Annotated in this window: 9 protein-coding genes; 4 read left to right on the top strand and 5 right to left on the bottom strand. The window is 34.6% G+C overall.

What is annotated here, in order from left to right; translation table 11 throughout:
• Positions 1–64: 64 nt before the first annotated feature.
• From OZP06_RS06200 to OZP06_RS06215, 4 genes are all read right to left on the bottom strand, one after another.
• Positions 65–430: an RNA-binding protein gene (locus OZP06_RS06200; protein WP_116759447.1), complete on the bottom strand. Its 366-nt coding sequence runs from the start codon at positions 428–430 to the stop codon at positions 65–67.
• Between the two features lie 118 nt (positions 431–548).
• A complete protein-coding gene (locus tag OZP06_RS06205) occupies positions 549–1,751 on the bottom strand; it encodes an ATP-binding protein (RefSeq protein WP_269224121.1) in 1,203 nt (400 codons plus the stop codon).
• 770 nt (positions 1,752–2,521) lie between these two features.
• Positions 2,522–3,265: a monofunctional biosynthetic peptidoglycan transglycosylase gene (gene mtgA, locus OZP06_RS06210; RefSeq protein ID WP_269224122.1), complete on the bottom strand. Its 744-nt coding sequence runs from the start codon at positions 3,263–3,265 to the stop codon at positions 2,522–2,524.
• Position 3,266: 1 nt separating this feature from the next.
• On the bottom strand, positions 3,267–4,379 hold the full coding sequence (locus OZP06_RS06215; RefSeq protein ID WP_281324367.1) for an FAD-dependent oxidoreductase: 1,113 nt from the start codon (positions 4,377–4,379) through the stop codon (positions 3,267–3,269).
• Between the two features lie 237 nt (positions 4,380–4,616).
• Here OZP06_RS06215 and OZP06_RS06220 point away from each other — a divergent pair, with 237 nt between their 5' ends.
• From OZP06_RS06220 to OZP06_RS06230, 3 genes are all read left to right on the top strand, one after another.
• The gene (locus tag OZP06_RS06220; protein ID WP_269224123.1) at positions 4,617–5,030 is read left to right on the top strand and encodes a hypothetical protein; all 414 of its coding nucleotides are present in this window, start codon (positions 4,617–4,619) and stop codon (positions 5,028–5,030) included.
• 124 nt (positions 5,031–5,154) lie between these two features.
• A complete protein-coding gene (locus OZP06_RS06225; protein WP_281324368.1) occupies positions 5,155–7,056 on the top strand; it encodes a S9 family peptidase in 1,902 nt (633 codons plus the stop codon).
• Between the two features lie 86 nt (positions 7,057–7,142).
• The gene (locus tag OZP06_RS06230) at positions 7,143–8,339 is read left to right on the top strand and encodes a C1 family peptidase (RefSeq protein ID WP_269224124.1); all 1,197 of its coding nucleotides are present in this window, start codon (positions 7,143–7,145) and stop codon (positions 8,337–8,339) included.
• A gap of 553 nt (positions 8,340–8,892) precedes the next feature.
• On the opposite strand, the gene OZP06_RS06235 is transcribed toward OZP06_RS06230, so the two are convergent.
• Positions 8,893–12,951: a T9SS type B sorting domain-containing protein gene (locus OZP06_RS06235; protein ID WP_281324369.1), complete on the bottom strand. Its 4,059-nt coding sequence runs from the start codon at positions 12,949–12,951 to the stop codon at positions 8,893–8,895.
• Between the two features lie 198 nt (positions 12,952–13,149).
• Between OZP06_RS06235 and OZP06_RS06240 the strand changes: the two genes are divergently transcribed.
• A complete protein-coding gene (locus tag OZP06_RS06240; RefSeq protein WP_269224127.1) occupies positions 13,150–14,082 on the top strand; it encodes a 1-phosphofructokinase family hexose kinase in 933 nt (310 codons plus the stop codon).
• The last annotated feature ends 8 nt before the right edge of the window (positions 14,083–14,090 follow it).

Raw genomic sequence — 14,090 nt, forward strand, 5'->3', positions numbered from 1 at the left:
AGTGAGTAAACAAAAAAGGTGTCAATTTACATTGACACCTTTTTTTATATGATTGAAAAGAATATTAATATCTTCCTCCTCTGTCTCCACCTCCACGGTTGTCTCCACCACGGCTGTTTCCACCACCATAACCACCGCGTGAATCTCCACCACGACTGTTATTGTTAAAACTTCTTCTTTCACCTTCTGGTTTTGGTTCAGATTTGTTTACTACGATTGCACGTCCTTGAACAGTAGCTCCGTTCAATTCGTCAATTGCTTTTTGAGCTTCATCATCATTTGTCATTTCAACAAATCCGAATCCTTTACTTCTTCCTGTAAATTTATCTGTGATAATTTTAACTGAATCAACTGCTCCGTAAGCCTCGAAAGACTCTCTTAAATCTGCTTCCTCAATACTGAATGGAAGGCTTCCAACAAAAATATTCATAAGTACTTATTTATAATAATTGAAGCAAATGTACTCTATTTTTATTCTAATCAACTATAAATTAGCATATTTGTGAAATCTTTTATGATTTAGAGCTATTTAACTTTTTAACAAATCATTATTTCAACACTGAAAAACTAACTTTTGTTCCTTTATCAATTTCAGAATCAACTGAAACACTACCGCCAAGACCTTCAATTATTTTTTTTACAGTAGAAAGTCCAATTCCATTTCCTTTATTGCCAAATCGATCTTCGACCCCTAAAATCTCGAAAATTTTAAATATTTTTGATTGATGTTCTTTAACCATTCCCATTCCATTATCCGATATATAGAAATGATAATGACTTTTGGTTTCTGAAAAACCGATTGTAATTTCAATTTGTTCCTTATTATTATACTTAATTGCGTTACCGATTAAATTAATAAAAATTTGCTGCAAAGCGACTCTATTAACGACTATGAACTGATTTTCAAATAAGGTTATGAATTCATATTGCCCTCGACTATTCATAAGTTGTATTGTATTGTCTATGAAGTATTTTAAATCAAACTTATCTCTATTAATTTCTAAAATTGATCCTGCTTTACTGTGATTTAAAATTCCATCGACTAAACTATTCAAAATAAGGGAAGATGTGTGCAACATATTCAACATTTCATTCGCTCCTTCATCTAATTTGGGTCCATATTCTTCAAGTAAAAGTTGGGTTAAACTACCTATATTTTTTAAAGGAGATTTAATGTCATGGGCCGCCACATTTGCAAACATTTCCAATTCGGTTCGCTGTGATTCCAACTCTTTATTTTTTTGTTTTAAAAGTAAATTCGCTTTTTTGAGTTCAAAAAGGCTTATTACCTTATTAGAAAGTACTTTCATTGCTTGTTGCTGCATGGGCGTTAGTGTTTTTGGCTTATTATCCAAAACACATAAAGTCCCCAAAGCCAATCCATCAGATGTAATCAATGGGGCTCCAGCATAAAAAACCACATTTGGATAACCTGTTACTAATGGATTGTCATGAAATCTTTCATCAAGCCGAGAATCTTCAATTGTAAACAGTTGACTGTTATCCAAAATTGCGTGTCCGCAAAAAGAAAACTCACGTGGTGTTTCTTCTATATCGATTCCCGTTTTTGATTTAAACCACTGTCTGTCTTCATCAATAAGAGAAATTAAAGATATTGGGGTATCACAAATGACTGAAGCTAAAAGGGTTATTTCGTCATATTCTTTTTCGGAAAAAGTGTCCAAAATAGAGAAAGACTTTAAAGCTTTTATACGTATTTTTTCATTGTCTGGAATTGTAGGTGATATCATAGTTTCTCTTTTGTAACTTATTTGAAATCCGAATAAATTGGGGTTTGTACATAATATAATAAACCCAGCTATATTAGAAATCTACTTTGTTTGGATTCTTTTCTTCAAAGCCAAGCACTTTCTTCTATTTTTAAAATTGAAAGAAATAAATCTTCTATTTCTAAAAAAGTTCTTGGGCACTTCTTTTTATTGAATAATCCAGAATCATAGCGAAATCTAATATTGAATCGGGGTTATAATCAAAACAATAACAATGCCAGTTTTAGTATTTTTTAATAAAATCATGTTTTTTTTAAAAATATTTTGTTTTAACTCCATTTATGAAGGTAATTATTTATACAAATACGATACTATGTCTTGATGTCTCGTAAGTTATGGCAGTGGAACTCTTTTTTTGTAAGCCTTTTTAGGCTCACAAAAAAAGCGAGTACGTACAGCTTGATGTCAATATCATTAAGTTAAGCTTTGTCTTTCTTGCCAAGGCGCAAAGTTTAGAGACAATTTCTTTGTGCCTTCGCATCTTTGCTAGAGCTATATTTTGAAAAAATGTAGTGAGAAATCCTTAACGTAACGATATTGAGCACAACCATTAGAGGATGCCAAAAAAAAAATTACATTTAAAAAAAACAATTTTTGCTGGATGTCTAAAATGAATCCTTTTGCAATGTTATTCTTTTACTTGTATATGATTTTTTAAGTGGGAATTTATAAAAATACCCCCAAATAGTGTTTAACTTTTTTGGGGGTAGTCTTATGATTGAGGTTTGTTTTTAATATTCAATTTTACCGATATGCCTCATAATTCGAACAATTTTTGTTTTCCTATTGTTGATGTACGAAGAAGAACTGGTGGCTTTGTATTTTCTAGGATTAGGTAATATCGCTGCGATTCCTGCTGCTTGTGTCATTGTAAGGCTTGAAGCATCTTTCCTGTACCAATGTTCTGTTGCGGCATAGGCACCATAAACACCATCACCCATTTCGATGCTGTTGAGATAGACCTCCATGATGCGTTCTTTACCCCAAATAAGTTCTATTAGCACGGTAAAATAAGCTTCCAGACCTTTTCGAAGGTAGCTACGTCCTTGCCAAAGGAAAACATTTTTGGCGGTTTGTTGCGATATGGTACTTCCACCTTTTATTTTTCGACCGCGTTCGTTGCTTTTATAAGCTTTTTGCATAGCGATAAAATCAAAACCATTGTGGGTTAAGAAAGTTCCGTCTTCGCTGGCAATCACGGCTTTTTGTAAATTCATCGAAATTTTATCCAGCGGTTCCCAATTATGGCTAAAGTATATTTCTTTTCCAGCGGCCTTGTTTTCAAAATAACGCATCACCATCAAAGGGGTGAATGGAACGGGTACAAATTTAAATAATACTACAAAAGCTATCGAAATCCCAAAAAACCATAGCAAAGCCTTCAATAAAAACCATTTTACTTTGGTAATAAAATTTCCCGTGTTTTTTTTAACGGGTTTCTTTGTCGTTTTTTTTGGTGTTATTTTGGTCGCCATTTTATATTAAATCTGCTAATTCGGTTCCTATTAAACTGCCTATTGCTACTCCCATACCACCAAGTCGTACACCACAATACACGTTTTCAGACAATTGAGTAATAATTGGTTTTTTGCTATTGCCAATTCCCATAATACCACTCCAACGGTGTTCAATCTGGACATCTTGGTTGGGCAAAATTACTTTTTTTAATACATCTTCCAATTTTTTTTGAATAATTTCTGTTTGACCAAACTCGGTTGTGGTTTCCGTTTCAAAATCGAGATTCCTTCCGCCTCCCAGTAAAATACGATCACCGATGTTTCTAAAATAATAGTATCCTTTATCCAAATGAAATGTACCTTTTATATCCAGATTAGGAATTGGTTTGGTGATTAAAACTTGTGCTCTCGCTGGTTTTACTTCCCCTTTTGTTAGCGTATTGGCAAAACCATTGGTGGCAAACAATAATTTTTTGGTAGTAAAACTAAAATCGCCTAGTGCTACCTCAACATTTTTTTCGTTATCCAAAAAAGAAGTAACGGTTTGTTGGTTCAGTATTAATATGTCTTGAGCAATGGCTTGTTTCAATAAGGCTTGCATCATATTTCCGGTATCAATTTGAGCTTCAAAAGGATTAAAAATTAAATATTCCTGAATGCCTCCAAAACCAAATCGGTCTATTTCTTTGGCAAATACATCGGTTTTGAATAGTGGTTTTAGAATATCATTTATAAACGGTAACTTATTGAAACATTCACTAAAACTATTTTCATCATTTTTTAAAAACAACTCATATCCACCATAAGGTTTGAAATCTATTGTAGTATCATTAAGTCTTTTTCTGAGTAATTGCAAACCACTCCATCTTTTTTGTACCAACTGAATTACGTCCTCTTCAGTATGTGTTTTTAGGTCGTCGATGATTTCAGAAATACTTCCAAAACAAGCAAATCCAGCATTTTTGGTACTGGCTCCCTGTGGTAACATTCCTTTCTCGAGGATCAATATTTTACTGTTGGGGTATTTTTCACGCAAGCGCAATCCAGCATGCAATCCTACTATACCGCTACCAACAATAGTATAATCAACTTGGCTAAACCAATTTTTCAATTCCCAATAGCTTAGTTCCATCTTATTTTTTTTTATAAAATTAAATAATTTTTCTAGTTATATAAACTTCCTATATGAATATGTATTGAATAGTATTGTTTTTTAGAATACTTCAGTTTTGAAATAGAAATGTGTTAAATTTATGAAAATGAAGTCTTTGGCATTATAATTGATTAATGAAAAAAGACCCTGAAAAAAGCGCTTTTATAATTTGTAAAAGTATAAATGGGGCATGAATGTAAATATAAAATATTTGTTATGTTGGAAAATATCGATGAAATTATTGAGGTAAATTTAAAATTACTTTATTTATCGAAATCTCAATTTATGATGCGAATCAATTTTAAAGATGAATGTGGTTTTAATTTAAAAAATTCTAAAGTATTTGCTGAAATTCTTGACAAGAAAGGCCTTGTTGTTTTAGAAAAAGAGCAAGAGTTTCGGTGTGATTTAACTGAATTTGGCAAGCAAATATATGAGAGTGGTGGTTGGATAAAATATTTGGAAACTATTGAATCCTTTGATAAATTCAAAACCATTGTGAATATAGATTCCGAAGTTATAAAAATAAAGAAATCTTTCTTGAAAAGAGCCATTATCGTTGGTGTTGCTGTTTTGGTTTTGTGTTTTGTAATCACATTCTTGACTATTCAATTTTTTAAAGTATCTTAATTTTCTACAGATTTGTTAGCACTTGAGTGTATTGAAAAATTAAGGTTTTTTTATGTTAGACTATCTATTCTTTTTGAGAATTATAGTGCTATATTTGGAATCTGAACATAAATTTTCAATAATAATGAGAAAATTACTCTTTTTAATGCTAACAATGATGAGTTTAAATGCAATCGCTCAAAATGTTATGACTCCGGAATTACTTTGGAAGTTAGGACGAATTACACCTTTAGGAATTTCAAAAGATGGCAAAAATGTTGTCTATAAAGTATCGACACCTTCTGTCGAAGAAAACAAATCCAATTCAAAATTATATACTGTTGCAATTAGCACAGGAACCATATTGGAAATTAAGGATACCAAAGAAATTTTGGCAGATAAAAACGTTTCTCCAGACGGGAAATACATAGTTTACAACCAAGAAGTTAAAATTGATAATATTTTGGGGAAAGATTTCTACCCTAATTTAGATAAATCCAATGTTCAAATATATAATGGTCTCGATTATCGCCATTGGGATACTTGGAACGAAGGTAAATTTAACCATGTTTTTTACAGAGAAAACAAAGAAGGATCTGAAGGTATTGATATTTTAAAAGGAGAAAACTTTGATAGTCCACAAAAACCTTTTGGAGATGATGAAGATTATAATTGGTCTCCAGACGGAAAAAGTATAGTTTATGTATGCAAGAAAAAAGCAGGAACTCAATATGCTCTTTCTACAGACACCAATATTTATGAATACAATCTTGAATCAGGAAAAACGATTAACCGAACAGAAGAAAATTTAGGGTATGATACTGCGCCTCAATTTTCACCATCAGGCGATTTGACTTGGTTGCAAATGAAAAGAGATGGCTATGAAGCTGACAAAAATGACTTAATCGTTAGTTTTAAAGGGATAAATATGAATCTTACTGCACATTGGGATGGAACTGTAAATAGTTTCCTGTGGAGTAAAGACGGAAAAAAGATTTATTTTTTAGCTCCAATTGATGGAACAGTACAACTTTTTGAGGTTAACTTCCCTGGAATGACAAAAATTGCAATTACAGTAAAACAAATTACAAGTGGAGATTTTGATGTACATGATTTAGTAGGCTTTTCAGGAGAGGATATTATTGTGACCAAAACCGATATGAATCATGCTGCTGAAATTTTTTCTTTCAACTTAAAGAAAAATACTTGGAAACAATTAACAAATGTAAATACAGCAACTTACGCTTCCTTACAGTTGGGTAAAATAGAAAGACGTTACGTGACCACTACCGATGGAAAGAAAATGTTAGTTTGGGTAGCTTTACCACCTAATTTTGATGCTTCCAAAAAATACCCAACATTATTATTTTGTCAAGGTGGACCACAATCTCCATTGACTCAATCCTATTCTTTCCGTTGGAATTTTTCATTGATGGCTGCTAATGGTTATATTGTTGTAGCACCTAACCGTCGCGGAATGCAAGGACATGGAGTAGAATGGAACGAGCAAATTAGCAAAGATTGGGGTGGTCAGGTAATGGAGGACTACCTTTCGGCAATAGATGATGTGGCCAAGGAGAACTATGTAGATAAATCGCGTTTGGGTTGTGTAGGTGCAAGCTATGGCGGTTATTCTGTGTTTTATTTGGCGGGAATTCACAACAATAGATTTAAAACATTTATTGCTCATGATGGTGTTTTTAACTTACAAAGTATGTTTGGAACAACCGAAGAAGTTTTCTTTAATAATTGGGATTTTGGAGGTCCGTATTGGGAAAAAGACAATGCAGTCGCCCAAAAAACGTATGAAAAATTCAATCCAATTAATTTTGTTCAAAACTGGAATACTCCCATCTTAATTATACAAGGCGGTAATGATTTTAGAGTGCCGATTGGGCAAGGGCAAGAAGCTTTTCAAGCGGCTCAAATTCGTGGTATTAAAAGTAGATTTCTCTATTTTCCAGAAGAAAATCACTGGGTTTTAAAACCTCAGAATGCTCAAATTTGGCAAAAAGAATTTTATAAATGGCTGAAAGAGACCTTGTAATTCGTTTAAAATAAAAAACTAACTCGAATAAATGTAACAAAACAAGTAGTATTGTTACAAATTATTAAACCATAAAATTTTTCAAAATGTTCAAATTACCAATTAAATCATTATTTATTGCTACAACTTTGGTTGTTGGAATGAATACCATAATGGCTCAAGATGGATTAGTCAATTCATTGAAGGCAAATGCTAGTGAAAAAAGTGTAGAAAGTTTCAAATTTACTGATGTAATTAATTTGGCCAATACGACTGTAAAAAATCAAGGTTCTTCTGGAACGTGTTGGAGTTATTCTACCAATTCATTTTTAGAATCTGAAATGATACGATTGGGTAAACAGCCAGTAGAATTATCACAAGTTTTCTCTGCTCGAAATGCTTACATCGAAAAAGGGAAAAATTATGTACGCATGCATGGTGCTGTAACATTGGGAGATGGTGGCGAATTGCATGATGTAACTAATATGTACAAAAAATACGGAGCTGTTCCTCAAGAAGTGTATACTGGTTTGAATTATGGAACCTCTAAAAATAAATTTGCTGAAATGGGTGCTTTGACAGAAGCATTATTAGCAGCAGTGGTAAAAAATCCTAATGGAGAATTGACGCCAAACTGGGAAAAAGCATATGCCGCAGTTATTGATTCTTATTTAGGTCAAGTTCCTGAAAATTTTATGTATAAAGGAAAAAGCTATACTCCACAATCTTTTGCAAAAGAAATTGTAGGCATTAATGCTGATGAATATGTAGAGTTTGCCTCATATGCCAATGTGCCTTATTATACCAAAACAATGATGATGGTTCCAGACAACTGGTCTTTTGACATGGTTTATAATATCAAAATGAATGATATGACGGCAATAATTGACAATGCCTTGAAAAACGGTTACACTGTTGCGTGGGCTTCGGATGTGAGTGAGAAAAGTTTCAGTTGGAAAAATGGTGTGGCTTTTGTTCCTACCAAAAAATATGAGGACATGACTGCTATTGAAAAAGAGAACATGTTTAATGGTCCAAAAGAAGAATTGGAAATCACTGAGGAAATCCGTCAAAAAGCTTTTGACAATTATCAAACAACAGATGATCACGCCATGCACATTGTTGGGATTGCCAAAGACCAAATGGGTAAAGAGTATTATATTGTAAAAAATTCTTGGGGAGCTACAAATGACTACAAAGGCTATTTGTATGTGAGTAAGAATTTTGTAAAATACAAAACTACTTCATTGATGGTAAATAAAGGTGGAGTTCCAGCAGATATTGCTAAGAAAATAGGAGCTTAGTTTTTTATTTTTTAAATTTTATAGTCCCGACTTAATCTAAAGTCGGGATTTTTTTTGTTTTCGAAAAACGGTTAAGGAACTATTCTTGTTCAAACTGAAGTTGTTGTTTTGCAGTTTGCGTGAGGGATAGAGCAAGGCGCCAAAGCGCTCGTGATAGCCCGACGCTGTTGTGCAAAGGGGCTGAATGAGCGGTGCTGTATCTAAGCCCCTTTTCGCAACAGGGTCACGCCCAAGGTCATTAAGCCCAGATTCAGCATTAGACATTATTACGCGGAGTTACACGAAGAATTCGCAAAGAATCACAATTTTTTTTATGCTCCATTCAAAGAATTTGATTTCCCTTTGTGCGTCTTCTTGAATTTTTTCCTATTGCGGAATCTCGGTTAAGTTAAGCTTTGTTTTTTCTCGCAAAGACGCAAAGTTTAGAGACGATTTCTTTGCGTCTTCGCGACTTTGCGAGTGCTCTATTTTGAAAAAGCGTAGTGAGAAATCCTTAACGTAATACCATTGGGGTCACGCCCTTATTTGCATATTCGTTTGGATCGAATAAAGATTAACGTTTCATGGCAAAATGTGATTTGAAGACCTGTGGTGTTCCGTTTTGAGTGTAGAAAACTTGGAACCAATAATCAGTAGAGGGAAGTGGATTCCCATTGTGATTGCCGTCCCAGCCTGGCCCTGATGGACTGATTTCAATTAGAAATTTTCCGTAACGGTCAAAAATATTTATTATTGCTTCCGGCTGAAAAGCCAGATCTATGATGTTCCAAGTATCGTGAAAACCGTCGTTGTTTGGGGTGAAAAATTTAGGATATTTGAGTACATTGGCAATTAAAACACTATTGTCACAGTTGCCCTTGGTATCTTTTACGGTTATAATGTGTTGCCCCGAATCTACATTGGAGAAAACAGTGCTGGTCTGAAAATTGCCGCCATCCATTTGAAATTCGTAGATTCCAAAACCATTTGTAATGGAGACTATAATGTCGATGTTGTCCTCAAAAGAATCGGTTACGGTTACGGTTGCAATGGCGGGACTGGATTTTTCTACGGTTATTGCCGCAGGATTATAACCACAATCATTCCCAATTTTAGGGGTATTTTTGGTACTAATGACGGTATAAGTTCCTTCTTGAATGGCTGAATATGTTGGTCCCGTACTTATTTTAGCACCCTCTAAATACCAATCTATGGTGTAATCTATTGGATTAAGTCCTGAACTTAATTGTGCTGGATTGATAATCGCTTTTGTTTGATAATTGACACAGATTACCCCGTCCCTCAATGGCAAATTTTTTAAAGGATAAATGGTAATATTAAAATCATCTTGAGAAACACAATTGGAATTGGTTACTGATTTGGCAAAAATGTATATTTTTTGGCTGGCAGTAATAGTTTGGCCTGCTAAATAAAGTATTCCACCTCCATTTGGTTCCGAATAATAATCGCCAATCGGTAATGTTGGTAAAGTATAGCTACCGCAAACAGCAACATCTGATGTCGCTACTAAAACGGGTGCCGTTGCAATATTTACAAAAAAATTACTCTCGCTAGAACAGGTTAAACGATTACCGACTTTGGCGTACACATATATTTTTTGGGAGGTTCTCAAAAGGGTTCCCATTGGTATTATTGAGCCTTTCCCATTAGGTTGCGAATAATAGTCGCCAATTTTTAATGGTGGTAATGTGTAACTATCACAAGCGTTTATATCTGCAAAAGGACCAACATCGATCCCGTTTATATTAACTTTAAAAAAAGATTCATTGCTGCATTTGGTAAAATCAGTCCATTCATTGTATATATAAATGGTCTGAGTAGTATTTATAACTGTTCCAACGGCTAATGGTTTTCCTAGACCATGAGGTCCTCCTGTTGCGGTGAAATAAGCACCATTTTTTAACTTAGGTAATATAAAATCACTACAGCTAACAACATCTGTGAAACTATCTACTTCTGGAAGAGGTCTGATCTCTATTTTAAAAGAATGCTCATTGCTGCAATCGGTTCCAATAGTATAAACATATAAAATTTGGGTTTTGGTTATAAGATCTCCTGCCTTTAACGAAATGCCATTTCCTTGTGGTTGAGTATAATATTTTCCATTGGTTAAAGGAGGGAGAATGTAACTTTGACACTCTAATCGATCTACAGGAGTGTCTACTAAAGGCAATGGCTTTATAGTGATTTCATATTTTAGAGTATCGGTACAATTAGGAGTAGTGGTGGTTACCGCATAATAATAAACCGTTTGTGAAGTAGTTAGTATTGTTCCTGCTGGTATCGAATTTCCTTTGCCATTGGGTTGATCAAAATAACCGCCAATAGTCAAATTGGGTAACGTATAACTGCCGCAATTGCTTATTGGAATAAATGCAGCAGAATTTATAATGTCAACCCTAAAGGAGTTTTCGTTAGTACATTTGCCGTCATTCGCGAAAACATAAATTACTTGGCTTGAATTAATAATATCCCCTGCATTTAAAGCTGATCCTAAACCATTTGGAAGTGTGAAGTAATGACCAAAAGTAAGTGGTTCTAAAGTGTAAGCATCACAGGTAATAACATCCTTAGGCTGATCTACCAACGGCAAGGGATAGACTGTTATTGGGATAGCTTCATCCCGACAAACAACTCCATTTATTACCGCATAATAATATATAGTTTGGTTTGTTGTTAATGCTGTTCCTGCAGGAATTAGGTTTCCAGTACCTCCAGTTGATGTATAAAAAGCGCCTGCATCAACAATTGGCACGAAATATTTGCCGCAACCTTCTTTTGGGAAATTAATTTGATTGATAAAAGTAAGCCTAAATGTATTTTGATTGGTACACGAATTGGTCGATGTTGGGCCGCTGTATATGTAATAGGTTCCTGTTTTGGTAATGACATCGCCAATATTCAGTTTAATACCTGTTCCATTTGGTCCAGTGTAATATTCTCCTGAAACTATTGGTGGTAATATGTAACTACTACAAGCAATTACATCTGGAATATCATCAACGGTTGGAAGTGAATATACCATAACTTTAAAATTTACGGTTGCAAAACAAACGGAACTCTTAGTATCCGCTATTCGTACCCAAATAGTTTCTAGAGATTTGGATAATGAGGTGATGTAGTTTTGCGGACTGGCAATTGCATTGGAAGCATTGTTTGCGTCTGCCTGACTGTTATAAAATGTGATTTTGTAGTCTGATGGATTTAGCCCATTGAGAATTGGAGTTTCTTGAACCGTTAAATCAACGGGTACTCTCCCAAAATTTGTATCGCAAAAACTTAAATCGGGTGGTATCGCAACATTAATTGGTGCGGTGATTAGTAAATCAAAGGAAAGCAAGTTGTTGCAATACGTATTTTTATTAGCAACATGTACAGGTTTAATATAGATTGTTTGGTTGCCCACACTGTTGAATGAAGCCAATTGATTATCAGGAATTGTTGGGCCATTTGAGTTGGCTGCTGCCAAAGAATCAAAATAATTAAGTGAATATTCTGCAGGATTTAAACCTAATGTGATTAAATTGTTCTGGGTTAAATCATACTGATACGTTGAATTTCCCGTGTAACAAGTGATTAGATTTTTGGGTGTATTAATTATTAAATCGGTAATCACAATTTCATCTTTTATTACACAACCCGAAAGTGTTGCGGTAACACCATAAATCCCTGCTTTGTTTAGAATCAAGGAACTGGAAGTTTCTCCTGCAATTTCAGTACCATTGAATGTCCAAACATAAGTGTAATTCCCCACAAGATTGGATTGAAGTGTAATTCTTTCGCCTTCGCAAATGGTTTTGTCGGGACCTAGATCCATAGTCGTTTTAAAACTGCCTCCTTTTATAAAAACTGCCGAATCATAACTGCTGTCATTGTAATCGCCGATGGCCAGTTTTATGCTGTAAGTCCGATTCGGAATGACAGTAGACGAGGCAGTCAAAACTTTAGTTTCCCCTCTCATATTAATAGCTGATGCTCCAGGATTGGTTACGTTATAATGGTCAAACAAATTAGCATTGGCAGATAAACAAGAGGTATTGTATTGTTCATCACGGATATTTTTGACAGAAACCGGAATTGTTGTATTTGGCAAAACAGCCAGATTGGTAGCGATTCCTGTAGTTAAATCGGTTAAAACAAAAGCAAAAACATCGCTAAAACCACATTGAAATTCGCCATATTCATTGGAGGCAAACAGGAAATCAAAACTAAAATTACTCGACAAAGGAGTGAAATCAAACTGGATATAGCCAACATCAATAATGGGGACTACTTGTCCGTTGCTATCACTTATGGCTTGTAAATCATTATCTGTTTTGATGTTCAATTGACTACTTTCATTAATTCCGGTATAAGTTCCTTCAGTATATTTGGCCAAACCATTTCGAATAATAATACCCTCCGATATTGGGAAATTGGGATTGGTATTTATAAATTTCCCAATGCCTTGGTGTGATGAAAATTGAAAGTTACTTTCATTAGCACATGCATTTTGCATAAGCTCTTCACGAATAAGTTGGGGTATAGTCAACGAAGTAGTATCGACAATAATTCCCTGTGACAAAGATTTAGTCGAACAAAATAATAAAAGTAGAAGTAGAGTTTTTCTCATAATTCCGATTTTATCAGTTTGGGGACATTAAAGATACGATTATTTTAAATTTTAATATGATGAATTTCAGTATATTAAAATTTAAAAATCATTCTCATTAATCGGATTATACAATCTATTATTGGTTTATATTTTAGTAAATTGCATAAAATAGACAAACTCTTTTTAGAGGATCCTAACACAACTAAAAAACATACAATGAACTCATTCGATATTGTTACCCTAACCGTAAATCCAGCTTTAGACAAAAGCACTCATTTTAAAGGATTGGTTGCTGAACAAAAAATTCGTTGCTCCGAACCTCGTTTTGATGCCGGAGGTGGCGGGATCAATGTTTCTAAAGCTATTTCGCGTTTGGGTGGATCATCTTTAGCTGTATTCACTTCAGGTGGACCACTGGGGAAAATGCTAGAAGAATTGGTTGCCAAAGAAGCCATCGCCTTTCAAGCCATTCCTATTCAAACTTGGACTAGAGAAAGTTTTGTTGCTGTAGATGAAAATACCAATTCTCAATATCGTTTTGGTTTTACTGGAGGAGAAATCACCAATGAAGAAGAACAAGCTGTACTTGACGCCATAGCCAACTTGAAACCAAAATTCATGGTAGCCAGCGGCAGTCTTAACGAAGGTTTGTCTGCAGATTTTTATCAAAAAGTAGCCGAAATTGCTAAAAAATCCAATTCAAAATTGATAGTTGATACTTCGGGAGATGCCTTAAAAAAAGTCTTAGAAACTGGAGCTTATCTCATCAAACCAAACGTAGGAGAACTGGCCAAATTAGTAGGTGTTGAACGTCTAGAAATGGAAGAAGTCAATGAAGCTGCCAAAAAAATTATTGCCAAAGGCGGAGCCGAAATAGTTGTGGTTTCTCTAGGACCTCAAGGTGCAGTGCTAGTAACCAAAGATCATTATGAATTTGTTCCCGCTCCCAATGTCGCCAAAAAAAGTACCGTTGGTGCAGGTGATAGTATGGTGGGTGGAATGGTTTGGGCGCTTTCTCAAAATAAAAGCCTGAAAGAAGTCATTCGTTGGGGCGTTGCCTGTGGTTCTGCTGCCACCATGAACGAAGGAACTCAATTGTTTAAAGGTTCTGATGCGCAACGTTTATTTGATTGGTTGAAGGATAAATAAGCCCCCTA

It is taken from the genome of Flavobacterium sp. IMCC34518 (genome assembly GCF_027111095.2).
Taxonomy (GTDB): Bacteria; Bacteroidota; Bacteroidia; order Flavobacteriales; family Flavobacteriaceae; genus Flavobacterium; species Flavobacterium praedii.